Origin of the sequence: Enterobacter cloacae complex sp. IR5401 (assembly GCF_049238425.1) — a bacterium.
Classification (GTDB): domain Bacteria; phylum Pseudomonadota; class Gammaproteobacteria; order Enterobacterales; family Enterobacteriaceae; genus Enterobacter; species Enterobacter hormaechei_C.
On the sequence record NZ_JBMKHN010000002.1, the window covers coordinates 106662 to 124506 of the forward strand.

Here is a 17845-nt window from a genome sequence, read left to right on the forward strand (position 1 = left end):
TTAAAAGTATGTTGTAACTAAAACAGCACTTACGGCGCAACGCGCGACGTCTGCGAGCCGGTACGTGGCGGCATAGCGAACAGGATCAGCGCCGGAACCAGATAGATAAAGTACATCGCCACTTCGCTGACGCTCGGCGTTTCCTGGTAGCCGAAGATCCCTTCGAGCAGGGTACCGGTCAGTGAATGGGTCGACAGGACGTTGCTGAGATCGAACGCCACGTCCTGGAAGTGGTTCCACAGGCCCGCTTCGTGGAAGGCGCGGATCGCCCCTGCCGCCAGTCCCGCGGCCACCAGCAGAATAAACAGGCTGGTCCACTTGAAGAACGCGCCCAGGTTAAGACGAATGCCGCCCCAGTAGAGCAGGAAGCCAAGCACAACCGCCGTGGCCAGCCCGAGCATCGCGCCCAGCGGCGGCCAGATGCCCACGTCCTGCTGAAAAGCCGCGAGCAGGAAGAACACGGACTCCAGGCCTTCACGCGCCACGGCGAAAAAGACCATCATGATCAGCGCCCAGCCGTGGTGGTTGCCTTTTTGCAGAGCGTTATCCACCGCCTGCTCAAGCTGTACCTTCACGTTACGGGAAACTTTGCGCATCCAGAACACCATCCAGGTGAGGATCACCACCGCTATTACGGCAACAATGCCTTCAAACAGCTCCTGCTCTTTCTGCGGAAATTCACCGGTGGTTTCGTTGATAAGAATACCCAGCCCCAGGCAGAGCGCCGCGGCAAGGAAAACGCCAACCCACATCACGCCAATCCAGCGTCCGCGCTGGGTACGCTTCAGATAACTGGCGATAAGGCTAACAATCAGGGCCGCTTCAAGGCCTTCACGTAACATAATGAGAAAAGGAACAAACATGCCGACACCTTAAATGTTTATCGCGGTCAACTGATGCAAAGAAAGGTAAATTCTTGTGATAGTGATTATCATTACAGCAACAAGAAAAACAAGCGAAATGTGTTGCGTTTTGATGACCAGATGTAAACGCATTGCGGAGTAATAATTGCCTGAGTAACCGTTGCGTTTATAAGGTATAACGAAAATGCCCATTTACGGTTAACCGGGGCTGTGGCTAAATGTCCACCTCGAAAACCAACTGAAAATAAACCATGTTTAAAATTGTCCATTTCCTGCTGGCGCTGGTGATTATTCTTGCGCTTGCCTGGCTGGTGAGTTTCGACCGCCGAAAAGTTCGTATTCGTTTCGTTTTACAGCTGATCGTGATTGAAATTGCGCTGGCGTTCTTTTTCCTGCATGCAGAAAGCGGTCTGTTTATTATTAAATACGTCTCCGGTTTCTTTGAGTCGCTGCTTAAATTCGCTGCCGAAGGGACGAATTTTGTCTTTGGCGGGATGGGTGAAAAAGGGCTGGCGTTTATTTTCCTTGGCGTGCTCTGCCCCATTATTTTTATCTCAGCGTTGATCGGTATTCTTCAGCACTGGCGCATTCTGCCGATCTTTATTCGGGTGATCGGGACGCTGCTGTCAAAACTGAACGGCATGGGCAAGCTGGAATCCTTCAACGCGGTGAGCTCGCTGATCCTCGGTCAGTCGGAAAACTTTATTGCCTACAAGGGCGTACTCGGGGATCTCTCCTCACGTCGTCTGTTTACGATGGCTGCCACGGCTATGTCGACGGTGTCGCTGTCGATTGTCGGGGCCTATATGACCATGCTCGACGCCAAATTTGTCGTCGCGGCGCTGATCCTGAACATGTTCAGCACCTTTATTATTCTTTCGGTCATTAACCCGACCCGCCCGGAAGCGGAGCCGGATATCAAGCTGGAAAAACTGCACGAATCCCAGAGCTTCTTTGAAATGCTGGGCGAGTATATTCTGGCCGGTTTTAAGGTGGCAATGATTATTCTGGCGATGCTGATTGGTTTTATCGCCCTTATTAGCGCCGTTAACGCCCTCTTCTCCAGCATATTTGGCATGAGCTTCCAGCAGATTCTGGGTTATGTGTTTTATCCGCTGGCGTGGCTTATTGGTATTCCGTTGAGCGATGCCTTAAACGCGGGGAGCATTATGGCAACTAAACTGGTGGCGAATGAATTTGTGGCGATGATCGAGCTGCAAAAAATTGCCCATCAAATGTCACCTCGCGGGCTGGGTATTTTGTCCGTGTTCCTGGTGTCGTTCGCTAACTTTGCTTCCATTGGCATTGTGGCGGGGGCAATAAAAGGTCTGAACGAGCAGCAGGGCAACGTGGTGTCGCGGTTTGGTTTGCGTCTGGTGTACGGCGCGACGCTGGTGAGCCTGCTTTCGGCGAGCTTTGCGGGGTTGGTGTTGTAAGTTTTGTGCGGTTAATGCCCGGCGGCGCTTCGCTTGCACGGGCCTACGATACTACAACGGCGGGATTTCCCGCCGTTTTTCATTAAAACTGCACGCACACCGGCTGGTCAACCCGCATCACCGACTCCTGCGCGAAGCGTGACTTATAGATCCCGCGCAACGCTTCAATATTCTTCTCACTCTGCGCATCTTTCCCGTGGATCAGCATCAGCGCCTTGCTCGGCTCGCGCGCCACCTTGCCGTCGTTACCCAGCCACTGACCACGGGCATCAAACACCGTTAAGCCATCGCGAAAACGCGGCGTCACGTCCTGGTCAACAAACTGCTGCCACTCGCTGCCGGTAATCTGCGCCCCTGCCGGGCGATTCAAGCCAAAATAGAGCGTGGTCTGCTGCATCTGGTTATCCGCTTTGCAGGTTTCCACCGGCACGTGCTGCGCGGGTGCGTTACAGCCCGCCAGCATCACGAATGCTGCCACCATTAACCCTGTTTTAATTCTCATTGATGAAGACTCACATAGGTGAAAGGACTATCCCCTCTCCCCACCGGGGAGAGGGTTAGGGTGAGGGGAGATTACTCAGCCTGAAGCTTAGTCGGCGGCGCAGTGTGGTAGTGCGCGTCGGCTTCCGCAAAGCGTTTCTGCATGGAGGCAGACGGTGCTTTACCCAGCAGGCTGAAGACCACGATACCGATGCTGCCGAAGATGAAGCCAGGAATGATTTCGTACAGGCCCAGCCAGGCGAACTGTTTCCAGACGATAACGGTCACCGCACCAATAATCATCCCCGCCAGCGCGCCGTTGCGGGTCATGCGTGACCACATGACGGAGAACAGGACTACCGGCCCAAACGCGGCACCGAAGCCCGCCCACGCGTAGCTCACCAGCCCCAGCACGCGGTTTTCCGGGTTTGCTGCCAGCGCAATCGCCACCAGCGCAACCAGCAGCACCATAAAACGCCCTACCCACACCAGCTCTTTCTGGCTCGCGCCCTTACGCAGGAACGCTTTGTAGAGGTCTTCGGTGATGGCGCTGGAGCACACCAGCAGCTGACAGCTCAGGGTGGACATCACCGCAGCCAGGATCGCGGAGAGCAGAATACCGGCAATCCAAGGGTTAAACAGAATCTGCGCCAGTTCGATGAACACGCGCTCGGCGTTCTGGTTCACCGCGCCCGCCTGCGCCGGGTTGTTGTTAAAGTACGCAATGCCGAAGAAGCCAACCGCGCACGCGCCCGCCAGACACAGGATCATCCACGTCATGCTGATGCGACGCGCGTGAACGATGGTATGGTGAGAATCCGCCGCCATAAAGCGCGCCAGAATGTGCGGCTGACCGAAGTAGCCCAGGCCCCAGCCCATCAGGGAGACGATGGCGACAAAGTTCAGCCCTTTCAGCATATCGACGTTTTCAATGCTCTTCTGCTTGATCACTTCCAGCGATTCGCCAAAGCCGCCGACGGTGAAAATGACAATCACCGGGGTCAGGATCAGGGCGAAAATCATCAGGCTCGCCTGCACGGTGTCGGTCCAGCTTACCGCCAGGAATCCGCCCACGAAGGTATAGAGGATGGTCGCGGCCGCACCGGCCCACAGGGCGGTTTCATAGCTCATGCCGAAGGTACTTTCGAACAGACGCGCGCCCGCCACGATGCCGGAAGCACAGTAGATGGTGAAGAACAGCAGGATCACCACCGCAGAGATAATGCGCAGGATACGGCTGTTATCTTCAAAGCGTCCGGTGAAGTAATCCGGCAGCGTCAGGGCGTTGTTGTTGGCTTCGGTATGCACACGCAGACGGCCTGCTACCAGCTTCCAGTTGATCCATGCGCCAACGGTCAGGCCGATGGCGATCCAGCTTTCGGAGATACCGGAGATGAAAATCGCGCCCGGCAGCCCCATCAGCAGCCAGCCGCTCATGTCGGAAGCGCCCGCAGAGAGTGCGGTGACCATCGGGCCTAAGCTGCGCCCGCCGAGGATGTAGTCGTCAAAGTTTTTAGTGGAACGCCATGCCAAAAACCCTATCAGGATCATGCCAAAAATATAAACGAGAAATGTCACCAGCATCGGTGTGCTAATAGCCATTCAAATTCTCCAAAATGTCGAGCGACAACCGTCCGGGTTGCCTTGTTATGTCATCACCGGAACGTAGTGATGTGTGTATGTGTTTCCGTTGGGCGCGCTATCCTGCCGTATACGCATCCCACTGACAAACGATTTAACACTGCATTTACATGAATTTCATCACTGGTTTTATACGTCTTTCCTATAGGTTGCACTCGCTCACGCTTTTACGGGTTGCACCTTTAAAAAGTGTTAAGCACCGCATAAAAACTGGGCTCAGAAACGGCCGCACGTTCTTTTTCACAGCTAACTAATCGTTAACAATCCATTCATTTTCCAGCTTGCAGACCAGGTCACATTTAACACGGTTGCACAAAGTTGCAACATGGTGGATATTTCACGCTATCAACAGAACGCTATTACAGAACAACAGGAGTTTTGGCATGGGGATGACCACCATGGGGGTTAAGCTGGATGACGCTACCCGCGAACGGATTAAAACCGCTGCGACCCGCATCGACCGCACACCGCACTGGTTAATCAAGCAGGCGATTTTTAACTATCTGGAAAGACTGGAGAGTGAAGAAGGTCTGCCGGAGCTGCCTGCCCTGCTGGCGGGCGCAGCGAACGAAAGCGAAGAAGCCGCGACGGCCGTTGAGGAGAACCACCAGCCGTTCCTCGAATTTGCCGAGCAGATCCTGCCGCAGTCCGTCAGCCGCGCCGCCATTACCGGCGCCTACCGCCGTGCCGAAACCGACGCCGTGCCGATGCTGCTGGAGCAGGCGCGCCTGCCGGAAGCCGTTGCCGCTCAGGCGCACAGCCTGGCGTATCAGCTCGCCGACAAGCTGCGTAACCAGAAAACCGCCAGCGGACGCGCCGGTATGGTTCAGGGTCTGCTGCAGGAGTTTTCCCTCTCCTCACAGGAAGGCGTGGCGCTGATGTGTCTGGCGGAAGCGCTGCTGCGTATTCCGGATAAAGCCACCCGCGATGCCCTGATCCGCGACAAAATCAGCAACGGCAACTGGCACTCCCACATTGGCCGCAGTCCGTCGCTGTTCGTTAACGCCGCCACCTGGGGCCTGCTGTTTACCGGCAAGCTGGTCTCCACCCATAACGAAGCCAACCTGTCGCGCTCCCTGAACCGCATCATCGGCAAGAGCGGCGAGCCGCTGATCCGCAAGGGCGTGGACATGGCGATGCGCCTGATGGGCGAGCAGTTCGTCACCGGGGAAACCATTGCCGAAGCGCTGGCGAACGCCCGCAAGCTGGAAGACAAAGGCTTCCGCTACTCCTACGACATGCTGGGTGAAGCGGCGCTGACCGCCGCCGACGCGCAGGCCTACATGGTCTCTTACCAGCAGGCGATCCACGCCATCGGTAAAGCGTCCAACGGTCGCGGTATTTATGAAGGTCCGGGCATCTCTATCAAGCTTTCCGCCCTGCACCCGCGCTACAGCCGCGCGCAGTACGACCGGGTGATGGAAGAACTCTACCCGCGCCTGAAGTCCCTGACCCTGCTGGCGCGCCAGTATGATATCGGCATTAACATCGACGCCGAAGAGGCGGACCGTCTGGAGATCTCCCTCGATCTGCTGGAAAAACTGTGCTTCGAGCCGGAGCTGGCGGGCTGGAACGGAATTGGTTTCGTTATCCAGGCCTACCAGAAACGCTGCCCGTTCGTCATTGACTACCTGATTGACCTGGCCAGCCGCAGCCGTCGCCGCCTGATGATCCGTCTGGTGAAGGGCGCCTACTGGGACAGCGAAATCAAACGCGCCCAGATGGAAGGTCTGGAAGGCTATCCGGTCTATACCCGCAAGGTCTACACCGACGTCTCCTACCTCGCCTGCGCGAAAAAACTGCTCGGCGTGCCGAACCTGATTTATCCGCAGTTCGCCACCCACAACGCCCACACCCTGGCGGCGATCTACAGCCTGGCGGGTCAGAACTACTATCCGGGCCAGTACGAGTTCCAGTGCCTGCACGGCATGGGTGAACCGCTGTACGAGCAGGTGACCGGTAAAGTGGCCGACGGCAAGCTGAACCGTCCGTGCCGAATCTATGCCCCGGTAGGTACCCACGAAACCCTGCTGGCCTACCTGGTGCGCCGTCTGCTGGAGAACGGGGCGAACACCTCCTTCGTTAACCGCATCGCCGACACCACCCTGCCGCTGGACGAGCTGGTGGCCGACCCGGTACAGGCCGTTGAGAAGATGGCGGCGCAGGAAGGCCAGATTGGCCTGCCGCATCCGAAGATTGCCCTGCCGCGCGAGCTGTATGGTGCAGGCCGCGTCAACTCGGCGGGTCTGGATCTCGCCAACGAACACCGTCTGGCGTCGCTCTCTTCCGCCCTGCTTAACAGCGCATTGCAGAAGTGGCAGGCCAGGCCGATCCTTGAGCAATCCGTTGAGGACGGTGAAATGCAGCCGGTGATTAACCCGGCAGAGCCGAAGGATATCGTCGGCTACGTGCGCGAAGCCACGGAAGCGGAAGTGGAGCAGGCCCTGGAGAGCGCGGTGAACAACGCGCCAATCTGGTTTGCCACCCCGCCGCAGGAGCGTGCCGCCATTCTGGAACGCGCGGCGGTGCTGATGGAAGATCAGATGCAGCAGCTGATCGGCATTCTGGTGCGTGAAGCGGGTAAAACCTTCAGCAACGCCATCGCCGAAGTGCGCGAGGCGGTAGACTTCCTGCACTACTACGCCGGTCAGGTGCGCGATGATTTCGACAACGAAACCCACCGTCCGCTCGGCCCGGTGGTGTGTATCAGCCCGTGGAACTTCCCGCTGGCGATCTTCACCGGCCAGATTGCCGCGGCGCTGGCCGCAGGCAACAGCGTGCTGGCGAAACCGGCAGAGCAGACCCCGCTGATTGCCGCCCAGGGCATTAACATTCTGCTGGAAGCGGGCGTACCGGCGGGCGTGGTGCAGCTGCTGCCAGGGCGCGGTGAAACGGTCGGGGCCAAACTGACCTCCGATAACCGCGTACGCGGCGTGATGTTTACCGGTTCTACCGAAGTGGCCTCCCTGCTACAACGCAACATCGCCACCCGTCTGGATGCGCAGGGCCGTCCTACCCCGCTGATCGCTGAAACCGGCGGCATGAACGCCATGATCGTGGACTCCTCCGCACTCACCGAGCAGGTCGTCGTTGACGTGCTGGCTTCTGCCTTCGACAGCGCGGGCCAACGCTGTTCCGCCCTGCGCGTACTGTGCTTACAGGATGACGTGGCTGACCACACGCTGAAGATGCTGCGCGGTGCGATGGCGGAATGCCGCATGGGCAACCCGGGCCGTCTCACTACCGACATCGGGCCGGTGATCGACGCGGAAGCCAAAGCCAACATTGAAAACCACATTCAGACCATGCGTGCAAAAGGCCGTCCGGTGTTCCAGGCGGTGCGCGAGAACAGCGAAGATGCCCGCGAGTGGCAGACCGGCACCTTCGTGCCGCCAACGCTGATTGAGCTGGCAAGCTTCGACGAGCTGAAAAAAGAGGTCTTCGGCCCGGTACTGCACGTGGTGCGCTACAACCGTAACAACCTCAACGAGCTGATCGATCAGATCAACGCCTCGGGTTACGGCCTGACGCTTGGCGTGCATACCCGTATCGACGAAACCATTGCCCAGGTGACCGGCAATGCTAAAGTTGGCAACCTGTACGTCAACCGCAACATGGTTGGCGCGGTCGTGGGCGTGCAGCCATTCGGCGGTGAAGGTCTCTCCGGCACCGGCCCGAAAGCGGGCGGTCCGCTCTATCTGTACCGTCTGCTGGCAAACCGTCCGGAAAATGCGCTGGGCGTGACGCTGGCGCGTCAGGACGCGGAATATCCGGTGGATGCGCAGGTGAAAGCCGTGCTGACCCAGCCGCTGGACGCGCTGATTAAGTGGGCTGAAAATCGTCCCGAGCTGCATGCGATTGCACAGCAGTACGGCGAGCTGGCGCAGGCGGGAACACAGCGTCTGCTGCCGGGTCCAACCGGCGAGCGCAACACCTGGACGCTGATGCCGCGCGAGCGTGTGCTGTGCGTGGCGGATAACGAGCAGGATGCGCTGGTGCAGCTGGCAGCCGCAACGGCAACGGGCTGTGAGGTGCTGTGGCCGGAAGATGCCCTGCATCGCGACCTCGCCAAACAGTTGCCAAAAGCGGTTTCGGCCCGCATTCGCTTTGCGAAGGCCGATGCCCTGCTGACCCAGCCGTTTGACGCGGTGATCTACCACGGTGATTCCGACCAGCTGCGCGAACTGTGCGAGCAGGTTGCGGCCCGCAGCGGTGCCATCGTTTCCGTGCAGGGCTTTGCGCGCGGGGAAACCAACCTGCTGCTGGAGCGTCTGTACGTTGAGCGCTCGCTCAGCGTCAACACCGCGGCGGCGGGGGGTAACGCCAGCCTGATGACAATCGGCTAACGCTGTGCTAATAAGGCTCCGGAGACGGAGCCTTAATTTATTGGGGAGTGTATGAAACGATATCTTATCGCAGGCGCAGCACTGCTGCTCAGCGCCAGCGCGCTGGCCGACGAGTGCGACAAAGCGACCACCCAGACAGAACTCAGTGCCTGTGCGGCAGAGCAGTACCAGGCTGCGGATAAAAAGCTCAACCAGACGTACCAGGCCGCCATCAAACGCGCGGCAGCCCCTCAGCGCGACCTGCTGAAAAAGGCGCAGCAGGCGTGGATCGCCCTGCGTGACGCAGACTGTAAATTGATGGGTTCAGGAACCGAAGGTGGCACTATTCAGCCGATGATTATCAACCAGTGCCTGACGGAGAAAACCGCGGAGCGCGAAGCGTTTCTGGCCACGCTGATGCAGTGTGAAGAGGGCGACTTAAGCTGCCCTCTTCCACCGGGAAACTAGCGCACGCGGATCCCTTCGATAATCATCCGCTGTACGTTTTCCAGGGTGCTCTGGAAAAACGCCTCGTCCTGGAGCGTTTTACCGGTCACCGCCTCGACCTGGGCCGCGAAGTCAGCGTAATGCTGGGTAGCGGCCCAGATCATAAAGATCAGATGCTGCGGGTCGACGGGCGCCAGTTTTCCGCTGGCGACCCATCCGGCAATAATGGCCGATTTATCGTCCACCAGCTGCTTTAGATCTCCCGTCAGCTCCGCCTGCAACAGCGGCGCGCCCTGCAACATCTCCAGGCAGAACAGCCTTGATGCCTGCGGGTAATCACGCGATACCTCCAGCTTCAGGCGTATGTACTCCTCTATCGCCACCAGCGGGGCCAGCTCTTCGCGAAATGCTTTAAGTGGTGCGAGCCAGATATCGAGGATTTGCTGCATCACCGCCACATACAGCGCCTCTTTCGACGGGTAGTAGTAGAGCAGATTGGTCTTGGACACCCCGGCCTGCTCCGCTACCTGCTCAAGGCGCGTACCGTGAATACCAAACTGCGAAAATGTCTCCAGCGCAGCGCTGAGGATCGCCTGTTTCTTGGCGCTCACCGCCTGCGAACGTTTACCGGGTGTTTTCACTGCGCCTTGTGTCATTTTCGCTCTCCATTTTCTGTCCTGCGCTCAGCATAGCAAAACCCCCGTCTCGCCACGACCTTCTGCACCCTCAGCGCGCATGAGTGCCTGTTTTCTGTGCAATGATTTTGACCATCCAGTCCACATTTTCGCTGTTAATTTTAACAACCATAATTTAACACATTAATAACAAAGTGATTTTCAAAACTGGCACTGCCTTTGCAAAAACATCGTGACACCTACGACGTAATGAAGAGAGGTTTGTGATGAAAATTGGCGTATTTGTACCGATCGGCAACAACGGCTGGCTTATCTCGACCACTGCCCCGCAATACATGCCGACCTTTGAGCTGAATAAAGCCATCGTGCAGAAAGCGGAGCATTACCATTTCGACTTTGCGCTCTCGATGATCAAGCTGCGCGGTTTCGGCGGTAAGACCGAATTCTGGGACCACAACCTGGAGTCCTTTACCCTGATGGCGGGCCTGGCGGCGGTCACCTCGCGGATCCAGATCTACGCCACCGCCGCCACCCTTACCCTGCCCCCGGCGATCGTGGCGCGGATGGCCTCCACCATCGACTCCATCTCCGGCGGGCGCTTTGGCGTTAACCTGATCACCGGCTGGCAAAAGCCGGAGTACGAGCAGATGGGGATCTGGCCGGGGGACGATTACTTCTCCCGTCGCTACGACTACCTGACTGAATATGTGCAGGTGCTGCGCGATCTGTGGGGCACCGGCAAAAGCGATTTCAAAGGCGATTTCTTCACCATGAACGACTGCCGCGTCAGCCCGCAGCCGTCGGTGCCGATGAAGGTTATCTGCGCCGGGCAGAGCGACGCGGGAATGGAATTTTCCGCGAAATACGCCGACTTCAACTTCTGCTTCGGCAAAGGCGTTAACACCCCGGCCGCCTTCGCGCCCACTGCGGCACGCATGAAAGCGGCCGCCGATAAAACCGGGCGCGACGTGGGCTCCTACGTGCTGTTTATGGTGATTGCCGACGAAACCGATGACGCCGCGCGCGCCAAATGGGAACGATACAAGGACGGCGCGGATGACGAAGCACTGAGCTGGCTGACCGAGCAGAGCCAGAAGGATACCCGCTCCGGCGCGGACACCAACGTTCGCCAGATGGCCGACCCGACGTCTGCCGTCAATATCAACATGGGCACCCTGGTTGGCTCGTATGCCAGCGTCGCCAGAATGCTCGACGAAGTGGCTGCCGTGCCCGGCGCCGAAGGCGTGCTGCTGACCTTCGATGATTTTCTCACCGGCGTGGAAACCTTCGGCGAGCGCATTCAGCCGCTGATGCAGTGCCGCGCCCACATCCCTGCCGTGACGAAGGAGGTGGCGTAATGACGACCCTCAACGCTCGCCCGGAAGCCATTACCTTTGACGCGCAGCGCAGCGCGCTGATCGTGGTGGATATGCAAAACGCCTATGCCAGTAAAGGCGGGTATCTGGATCTGGCCGGGTTTGACGTCTCCACCACGCAGCCGGTGATCGAGAACATTAAAACCGCCGTGCACGCTGCGCGCGCTGCGGGCATGCTCATCGTCTGGTTCCAGAACGGCTGGGACGACCAGTACGTCGAGGCTGGCGGTCCCGGCTCACCCAACTTTCACAAATCCAACGCCCTGAAAACCATGCGCCAACGGCCCGAACTCCAGGGCACGCTGCTGGCGAAAGGCGGCTGGGATTATCAGCTGGTGGATGAGCTGGTACCGGAAGCCAGCGATATCGTACTGCCGAAACCGCGCTACAGCGGCTTTTTCAATACCCCGCTCGACAGCCTGCTGCGCAGCCGGGGCATTCGTCATCTGGTCTTTACGGGCATTGCCACCAACGTCTGCGTGGAGTCGACCCTGCGCGACGGCTTTTTCCTCGAGTATTTTGGCGTGGTGCTGGAAGACGCTACCCATCAGGCCGGGCCGGATTTTGCCCAGAAAGCCGCCCTGTTCAATATCGAAACCTTTTTTGGCTGGGTCAGTAACGTCAATGATTTCTGCGACGCGCTGGATCCCCCGCTCGCCCGTATCGCCTGAGGAGAACCGCTATGCCGAAATCCGTGATTATTCCGCCGGGCACCAGCACTCCGATTGCCCCCTTCGTTCCCGGCACCCTCGCCGACGGCGTGGTGTATGTCTCGGGCACGCTGCCATTTGATAAAGACAACAACGTGGTGTTTATCAACGACCCAAAGGGGCAAACCCGCCACGTGCTGGAGACGATCAAAACCGTGATCGAAACGGCGGGTGGCACGATGGAGGACGTGACCTTCAACAGCATCTTTATCACCGACTGGAAAAACTACGCCGCGATTAACGAGATTTACGCGGAGTTTTTCCCCGGCGATAAACCGGCGCGGTTTTGCATCCAGTGCGGGCTGGTAAAGCCCGAAGCGCTGGTTGAAATTGCCACCGTTGCGCACATCGCGAAGTGAGGCCGCCATGAAACTGTCCATTTCCCCGCCCCCCTTTGCGGGCGCGCCCGTGGTGGTACTGATTGCCGGGCTCGGCGGCAGCGGGAGCTACTGGCTGCCTCAGCTCGCCGTGCTGGGGCAGGAGTATCAGGTGGTGTGCTACGACCAGCGGGGCACGGGGAATAACCCGGATACCCTGCCGGAAGACTACACCCTCGCACACATGGCCGACGAGCTCGCACTGGCGTTAGCCGGGGCAGGGATCGCCCGTTACTGCGTGGTCGGCCACGCGCTGGGGGCGCTGGTGGGCCTGCGGCTGGCCATCGATAAGCCCGACGCCCTTACCGCGCTGGTCTGCGTCAACGGCTGGCTGACGCTCAATGCCCATACCCGACGCTGTTTTGACGTTCGCGAACGTCTGCTGCATGCGGGCGGCGCGCAGGCGTGGGTAGAGGCACAGCCGTTGTTCCTCTACCCGGCAGACTGGATGGCCGCCCGCGCCCCGCGGCTGGAGGCCGAGCACGCGCTGGCGCTGGCCCATTTTCAGGGCAAAGCCAATCTGCTGCGCAGGCTGCATGCCCTGAAACAGGCCGATTTCAGCCGCCACGCTGCACGCGTTCGCTGCCCCGTGCAGATTATCTGTTCCACCGACGATCTGCTGGTGCCGTCCGTCTGTTCTGATGAACTGCACGCCGCACTCCCGCACGCCCGCAAAACGGTCATGCGCCAGGGCGGGCATGCCTGCAACGTGACCGCGCCGGACATCTTTAACACTCTGCTGCTGAACGGGCTTGCCAGCCTGCTGCACAGCCCAGAATCCGCTTTGTAAGGAGTTTGAATGAGCGAAGCCATCACGCCCGCCGCGCTGGAAACGCTGTTTACCGGCGCACGTACCCATAACGGCTGGCTGGATATACCGGTCAGTGACGAGACGCTGCACGAGATTTATGACCTGATGAAATGGGGGCCGACGTCCGCCAACTGCTCCCCGGCGCGCATTGTGTTTGTGCGAAGCCCGGAAGGAAAAGAAAAGCTGCGCCCGGCGCTCTCCAGCGGCAACCTTGAGAAAACGCTCACTGCCCCGGTCACGGCGATTGTCGCCTGGGACAGCGAGTTTTATGGGCGCCTGCCTGAACTGTTCCCGCACGGCGATGCCAGAAGCTGGTTTACCGCAAGCCCCGCGCTGGCGGAAGAAACCGCCTTTCGCAACAGCTCAATGCAGGCCGCGTTCCTGATTTTCGCCTGCCGCGCGCTCGGGCTCGACACCGGGCCGATGTCCGGTTTTGACCGGGAAAAAGTGGACGCGGCCTTTTTCACGGGCACGCTGCTTAAAAGCAATCTGCTGATCAACATCGGCTACGGCGATACGACCAAACTGTACGGACGCCTGCCGCGTCTGGCCTTTGACGATGCCTGCGGGCTGGCGTAAGGAGCCATCATGACGACACCCGATCAACAAACGTTCCGTGATGCCATGGCCTGCGTCGGTGCGGCGGTCAATATCATCACCACCGACGGCCCGGCGGGAATGGCGGGCTTTACCGCAAGCGCGGTATGCAGCGTAACCGATACCCCGCCCACTCTGCTGGTGTGCCTCAACCGCGGCGCGTCGGTCTGGCCGATTTTCAGCGAGAACCGCACCCTGTGCGTTAACACGCTGAGTGCCGGACAGGAGCCTTTATCCAACCTGTTTGGCGGGAAAACGCCGATGGCGGACCGCTTTGCCGCTGCCCGCTGGCAGACAGGCGACACGGGCTGCCCGCGTCTGGAAAATGCGCTGGCCTCGTTCGACTGCCGCATCAGCCAGGTGGTGAGCGTTGGCACTCACGACATTCTGTTTTGCGACATCGTATCCATCGTACGCCACCCGGCGCAGCAAGGGCTGGTGTGGTTCGACCGCGGCTATCACGCACTTATGCGACCCGCCTGTTAATCCGCATTCAGGAGACAGATCATGTTCGGACTTCCCCACTGGCAGTTGAAATCGACCTCCACAGAAGCAGGCGTGGTCGCGCCGGATGAAAGGCTCCCGCTCGGGCAGACAATGGTGATGGGCGTGCAGCATGCGGTCGCGATGTTTGGTGCGACGGTGCTGATGCCCATGCTGATGGGGCTGGATCCTAACCTCGCCATTTTGATGTCGGGTATGGGTACCCTGCTGTTCTTTTTTGTCACCGGCGGGCGTGTGCCCAGCTATCTGGGCTCCAGCGCCGCCTTCGTTGGAGTGGTCATTGCAGCGACCGGGTTTAACGGTCAGGGTATTAATCCCAACCTGAGCGTGGCCCTCGGAGGCATTATCGCCTGTGGGCTGGTCTACACCCTGACCGGTCTGGTGGTGATGAAAGTCGGCACGCGCTGGATCGAGCGAATGATGCCCCCCGTCGTCACCGGGGCGGTGGTGATGGCGATAGGCCTGAACCTCGCGCCGATTGCGGTGAAGAGCGTATCCGGCTCGCCGTTTGAAAGCTGGATGGCGGTGATAACGGTGCTGTGCATCGGCGTGGTGGCGGTCTTTACGCGCGGCATGATCCAGCGGCTGCTGAGCCTGGTCGGGCTGATTGCGGCCTGTCTGGTCTACGCGCTGCTGGCGAACGTGTTCGGCCTCGGCAAACCGGTTGATTTCACACTGATTCATCAGGCCGCCTGGTTCGGCATGCCGCACATAACCTCGCCCACCTTTAACGCTCAGGCGATGATGCTCATCGCGCCTGTCGCGGTAATTCTGGTGGCTGAAAACCTGGGCCATTTGAAAGCCGTAGCGGGAATGACCGGCCGCAATATGGACCCGTATATGGGACGGGCGTTTGTGGGAGACGGTCTGGCGACCATGCTCTCCGGCTCGGTCGGCGGCAGCGGCGTGACGACCTACGCGGAAAACATCGGCGTGATGGCAGTGACCAAAGTCTACTCGACGCTGGTCTTCGTGGCGGCGGCGGTGATGGCGATGCTGCTCGGCTTTTCCCCAAAATTCGGCGCATTGATCCACACCATCCCGGCACCTGTGATTGGCGGCGCCTCGATTGTGGTATTTGGTCTTATTGCCGTCGCGGGGGCACGTATCTGGGTGCAGAATCATGTTGATCTGAGCCAGAATGGTAACCTGATCATGGTGGCGGTGACACTGGTGCTGGGGGCGGGTGATTTCGCCCTGACGCTGGGCGGGTTTACGGTAGGCGGGATTGGCACGGCGACCTTCGGCGCGATCCTGCTCAACGCCCTGCTGAGCCGCCGGAAAAGGGATGTACCGCAAGGAAAAGCCATCACCCCTTCCACCTGAAATACGTGCCGCATTCTTGCCGGGTGACGCTACGCTTACCCGGCCTACAATTGGCAAGTAGGCCCGAGCAAGCGAAGCGCCGCCGGGCTAAACGGACAGGGTGCGCGTTGTTAGCTATCTGCCCTTTGTTCAGCGCTCAATCCGGCAGTCGCCTTACGTCGTTTTTTTAACTTCAACTCGCTCACCAGCACCCCGGCGATAATAAATGCCGCGCCCACCAGCGCCAGCAGCGGCAGACGCTCCCCGGCGAGTCGCCCGAAAATACCCGCCCACACCGGTTCACCGGTGTAAATGACCGTCGCCCGTGTCGGGGATACGCTGCGCTGCGCCCAGTTCATGGTAACCTGGATAATGGCGCTGAAAATACCCAGCCCCAGCGCCACGACGATAAGCCCGGTAGACATCGGCGGGACGGACTCCCCTGCCGGCACCATCGTCGCGAACGCCACCAGCGACGCGGTGGCAAGCTGCACCACCGTCACCCGCTTGAGGTCCACTTTTCCTGCCCAGGCGCTAATCAGAATAATTTCTGCCGCAATGGCGACGGCCCCCACCAGAGTGATGATCTCCCCCGGCCCCAGCGCCAGCAGATTATTTTCCGGCCCGGCTAATAAAATAAGGCCGATGAACGCCAGCACGATGCCAATGCACGACATCAGGCCCGGCATTCTGCCGAGGCACAGCCACTGCAACAGCGGCACCAGCGGTACGTACATGGCGGTGATGAAGGCGGATTTACTGCTGGAGATAGACTGGAGCCCCCACGTTTGCAGGCTGTAACCCATGGCAATCGCCACGCCAATGGCGACACCCGCTTTAAGCTCTCTCAGGGTCAATCCGCGCAGGGTTTTCAGTGAAATAAGCGCCACGGCAACCGCAGCGGTTGCAAAACGCAGCCCTACAAAGAAAAACGGATCGCTCATCGTGACCGCGTACTGAACGGCAAGAAAGGTTCCGCCCCAGAACATGGTGATCAAAATCAGGATGGCTTCCTGAGGCTTAATGGAGAAGGTAAAACGGGAAACGGACATGGGACACCAGCACGAAGAATCAATCCTGTAGTGTGCGATGCCTTTGATGACAGTTCAATGTAGCAGACATAAAAAAACCGCCGGGAAACCCGGCGGCAGAGAGTTAACCCGGCGTACTACTTGTTGCTGCCGTGGCTATTTTTACCCCCTTTTTTACCAGCCTCTGATGCGCGCTGAGGGTCGTTTTTAAAGTTGCCCCCGCTAGACTGGCCACCTTTACGACCTGCTTCTGATGCTCTTTCACGGTCTTCAGCGAAATTACCTGAACCACCACGATGGTTTGCCATCTCTAACCTCCAGAGTGTGAAACATTAGACATCATATTGCATTCAGTAAAAGAGGATTCTTTCACCTCGCGGCTCAAGGACAGTGCCTTTATCTGTGCCGCGTGAAACTAAGCTTAGTGTAATGCGGCTATCCGGCAAGCGAGAGGTAATATTCTGCAACATGATCTCAGCCTTTCGTATGAAATATTGAGGAAGTCATTCATAAGCCATTCTTATATTTTGAAAAATCCGCGCCGCGAAAGTTGTTTCATTTTGCTACAAAGCACGTAACGAAAAGATATTGTTATATATCAAAGAAATGCCGTTCATTTTTGCAGTCTGGCTGTGATGTCATATCTTTAAAGGAACGCAGCGATCCGCTGTAAGAAAAACCAACGAGGAGTGATGCAAAATGGCAAAAGTTCTGGTGCTCTATTATTCCATGTATGGACACATTGAAACCATGGCTCACGCAGTAGCAGAAGGCGCAAACAGAGTAGACGGCGTTGAGGTCGTGGTTAAACGCGTACCGGAAACCATGCAGGCGGAAGCCTTCGCCAAAGCCGGGGGGAAAACACAAAACGCCCCGGTCGCCACCCCGCAGGAGCTCGCGGACTATGATGCCATTATCTTCGGCACCCCGACCCGCTTCGGCAATATGTCCGGCCAGATGCGCACCTTCCTCGACCAGACGGGCGGGCTCTGGGCCTCCGGCGCGTTATACGGCAAGCTGGCCAGCGTGTTCAGCTCTACCGGCACGGGCGGCGGCCAGGAGCAGACGATCACTTCCACCTGGACAACGCTTGCGCATCATGGGATGGTCATTGTGCCGATTGGCTACGGCGCGCAGGAACTGTTTGATGTCTCCCAGGTCCGTGGTGGTACGCCCTATGGCGCAACAACGATTGCCGGTGGGGATGGTTCACGTCAGCCAAGCAATGAAGAACTTTCAATCGCCCGCTATCAGGGTGAATACGTCGCGGGTCTTGCCAAAAAACTGAACGGCTAACCCAACAGGAG

Annotated in this window: 17 protein-coding genes; 11 read left to right on the forward strand and 6 right to left on the reverse strand. The window is 58.6% G+C overall.

Features of this window, described 5'->3' with window-relative positions; translation table 11 throughout:
- Window positions 1-29 precede the first annotated feature (29 nt).
- A complete protein-coding gene (efeU, locus tag ACOTX1_RS03570; protein ID WP_003858080.1) occupies window positions 30-863 on the reverse strand; it encodes an iron uptake transporter permease EfeU in 834 nt (277 codons plus the stop codon).
- Between the two features lie 251 nt (window positions 864-1114).
- Here efeU and ACOTX1_RS03575 point away from each other — a divergent pair, with 251 nt between their 5' ends.
- Complete coding sequence (locus tag ACOTX1_RS03575) at window positions 1115-2299, forward strand: NupC/NupG family nucleoside CNT transporter (protein WP_023315790.1); 1185 nt, start codon at window positions 1115-1117, stop codon at window positions 2297-2299.
- A gap of 82 nt (window positions 2300-2381) precedes the next feature.
- Here ACOTX1_RS03575 and ACOTX1_RS03580 read toward each other — a convergent pair whose 3' ends face one another.
- Both ACOTX1_RS03580 and putP read right to left on the reverse strand, forming a co-directional pair.
- Window positions 2382-2801 carry a DUF3574 domain-containing protein gene (locus ACOTX1_RS03580; RefSeq protein WP_023315789.1) on the reverse strand — a complete coding sequence of 140 codons (420 nt, stop codon included), beginning with the start codon at window positions 2799-2801 and terminating at the stop codon, window positions 2382-2384.
- 71 nt (window positions 2802-2872) lie between these two features.
- Window positions 2873-4381, reverse strand: a complete 1509-nt coding sequence (putP, locus tag ACOTX1_RS03585) for a sodium/proline symporter PutP (protein ID WP_003858085.1) — start codon at window positions 4379-4381, stop codon at window positions 2873-2875.
- 422 nt (window positions 4382-4803) lie between these two features.
- On the opposite strand from putP, the gene putA reads away from it, so the two are divergent.
- Window positions 4804-8766 (forward strand): trifunctional transcriptional regulator/proline dehydrogenase/L-glutamate gamma-semialdehyde dehydrogenase, encoded by a 3963-nt coding sequence (putA, locus tag ACOTX1_RS03590; RefSeq protein WP_023315788.1) that lies wholly within the window; start codon window positions 4804-4806, stop codon window positions 8764-8766.
- Between the two features lie 51 nt (window positions 8767-8817).
- The gene (locus ACOTX1_RS03595; RefSeq protein ID WP_023315787.1) at window positions 8818-9213 is read left to right on the forward strand and encodes a lysozyme inhibitor LprI family protein; all 396 of its coding nucleotides are present in this window, start codon (window positions 8818-8820) and stop codon (window positions 9211-9213) included.
- Here ACOTX1_RS03595 and rutR read toward each other — a convergent pair.
- Entirely contained in the window at window positions 9210-9848 is a 639-nt protein-coding gene (gene rutR, locus ACOTX1_RS03600; RefSeq protein WP_023315786.1) for an HTH-type transcriptional regulator RutR, read from the reverse strand. The genes ACOTX1_RS03595 and rutR overlap by 4 nt on opposite strands.
- A 245-nt stretch (window positions 9849-10093) precedes the next feature.
- Between rutR and rutA the strand changes: the two genes are divergently transcribed.
- Genes rutA through rutG form a run of 7 tightly spaced genes read left to right on the forward strand, consistent with a single transcriptional unit; the run spans window position 10094 to window position 15528 of the window.
- Window positions 10094-11185 carry a pyrimidine utilization protein A gene (gene rutA, locus ACOTX1_RS03605; protein ID WP_023315785.1) on the forward strand — a complete coding sequence of 364 codons (1092 nt, stop codon included), beginning with the start codon at window positions 10094-10096 and terminating at the stop codon, window positions 11183-11185.
- On the forward strand, window positions 11185-11874 hold the full coding sequence (rutB, locus tag ACOTX1_RS03610; protein WP_003858095.1) for a pyrimidine utilization protein B: 690 nt from the start codon (window positions 11185-11187) through the stop codon (window positions 11872-11874). Before rutA ends, rutB begins: the two co-directional genes overlap by 1 nt.
- 11 nt (window positions 11875-11885) lie before the next feature.
- Window positions 11886-12272 carry a pyrimidine utilization protein C gene (gene rutC, locus ACOTX1_RS03615; protein WP_003858097.1) on the forward strand — a complete coding sequence of 129 codons (387 nt, stop codon included), beginning with the start codon at window positions 11886-11888 and terminating at the stop codon, window positions 12270-12272.
- A gap of 7 nt (window positions 12273-12279) precedes the next feature.
- A complete protein-coding gene (rutD, locus tag ACOTX1_RS03620) occupies window positions 12280-13080 on the forward strand; it encodes a pyrimidine utilization protein D (RefSeq protein ID WP_023315784.1) in 801 nt (266 codons plus the stop codon).
- Window positions 13081-13089: 9 nt separating this feature from the next.
- Window positions 13090-13680 (forward strand): malonic semialdehyde reductase, encoded by a 591-nt coding sequence (locus ACOTX1_RS03625; RefSeq protein WP_023315783.1) that lies wholly within the window; start codon window positions 13090-13092, stop codon window positions 13678-13680.
- Between the two features lie 9 nt (window positions 13681-13689).
- On the forward strand, window positions 13690-14184 hold the full coding sequence (rutF, locus tag ACOTX1_RS03630) for an NADH-dependent FMN reductase RutF (protein WP_023315782.1): 495 nt from the start codon (window positions 13690-13692) through the stop codon (window positions 14182-14184).
- A 21-nt stretch (window positions 14185-14205) separates the two neighbouring features.
- Window positions 14206-15528 carry a pyrimidine utilization transport protein G gene (rutG, locus tag ACOTX1_RS03635; protein ID WP_023315781.1) on the forward strand — a complete coding sequence of 441 codons (1323 nt, stop codon included), beginning with the start codon at window positions 14206-14208 and terminating at the stop codon, window positions 15526-15528.
- Between the two features lie 110 nt (window positions 15529-15638).
- Here rutG and ACOTX1_RS03640 read toward each other — a convergent pair whose 3' ends face one another.
- A complete protein-coding gene (locus ACOTX1_RS03640; RefSeq protein WP_263521498.1) occupies window positions 15639-16559 on the reverse strand; it encodes a DMT family transporter in 921 nt (306 codons plus the stop codon).
- Window positions 16560-16675: 116 nt separating this feature from the next.
- Window positions 16676-16846, reverse strand: a complete 171-nt coding sequence (locus ACOTX1_RS03645; RefSeq protein ID WP_001273664.1) for a general stress protein — start codon at window positions 16844-16846, stop codon at window positions 16676-16678.
- A 391-nt stretch (window positions 16847-17237) separates the two neighbouring features.
- Between ACOTX1_RS03645 and wrbA the strand changes: the two genes are divergently transcribed.
- Window positions 17238-17834: an NAD(P)H:quinone oxidoreductase gene (gene wrbA, locus ACOTX1_RS03650; RefSeq protein ID WP_006809323.1), complete on the forward strand. Its 597-nt coding sequence runs from the start codon at window positions 17238-17240 to the stop codon at window positions 17832-17834.
- Window positions 17835-17845: the final 11 nt, after the last annotated feature.

Excerpts from the sequence above, each read along its gene's own strand:
- efeU (WP_003858080.1), bottom strand. The coding sequence starts at position 863 with ATGTTTGTTCCTTTTCTCATTATGTTACGTGAAGGCCTTGAAGCGGCC.
- ACOTX1_RS03575 (WP_023315790.1), top strand. The coding sequence starts at position 1,115 with ATGTTTAAAATTGTCCATTTCCTGCTGGCGCTGGTGATTATTCTTGCG.
- ACOTX1_RS03580 (WP_023315789.1), bottom strand. The coding sequence starts at position 2,801 with ATGAGAATTAAAACAGGGTTAATGGTGGCAGCATTCGTGATGCTGGCG.
- putP (WP_003858085.1), bottom strand. The coding sequence starts at position 4,381 with ATGGCTATTAGCACACCGATGCTGGTGACATTTCTCGTTTATATTTTT.
- putA (WP_023315788.1), top strand. The coding sequence starts at position 4,804 with ATGGGGATGACCACCATGGGGGTTAAGCTGGATGACGCTACCCGCGAA.
- ACOTX1_RS03595 (WP_023315787.1), top strand. The coding sequence starts at position 8,818 with ATGAAACGATATCTTATCGCAGGCGCAGCACTGCTGCTCAGCGCCAGC.
- rutR (WP_023315786.1), bottom strand. The coding sequence starts at position 9,848 with ATGACACAAGGCGCAGTGAAAACACCCGGTAAACGTTCGCAGGCGGTG.
- rutA (WP_023315785.1), top strand. The coding sequence starts at position 10,094 with ATGAAAATTGGCGTATTTGTACCGATCGGCAACAACGGCTGGCTTATC.
- rutB (WP_003858095.1), top strand. The coding sequence starts at position 11,185 with ATGACGACCCTCAACGCTCGCCCGGAAGCCATTACCTTTGACGCGCAG.
- rutC (WP_003858097.1), top strand. The coding sequence starts at position 11,886 with ATGCCGAAATCCGTGATTATTCCGCCGGGCACCAGCACTCCGATTGCC.
- rutD (WP_023315784.1), top strand. The coding sequence starts at position 12,280 with ATGAAACTGTCCATTTCCCCGCCCCCCTTTGCGGGCGCGCCCGTGGTG.
- ACOTX1_RS03625 (WP_023315783.1), top strand. The coding sequence starts at position 13,090 with ATGAGCGAAGCCATCACGCCCGCCGCGCTGGAAACGCTGTTTACCGGC.
- rutF (WP_023315782.1), top strand. The coding sequence starts at position 13,690 with ATGACGACACCCGATCAACAAACGTTCCGTGATGCCATGGCCTGCGTC.
- rutG (WP_023315781.1), top strand. The coding sequence starts at position 14,206 with ATGTTCGGACTTCCCCACTGGCAGTTGAAATCGACCTCCACAGAAGCA.
- ACOTX1_RS03640 (WP_263521498.1), bottom strand. The coding sequence starts at position 16,559 with ATGTCCGTTTCCCGTTTTACCTTCTCCATTAAGCCTCAGGAAGCCATC.
- ACOTX1_RS03645 (WP_001273664.1), bottom strand. The coding sequence starts at position 16,846 with ATGGCAAACCATCGTGGTGGTTCAGGTAATTTCGCTGAAGACCGTGAA.
- wrbA (WP_006809323.1), top strand. The coding sequence starts at position 17,238 with ATGGCAAAAGTTCTGGTGCTCTATTATTCCATGTATGGACACATTGAA.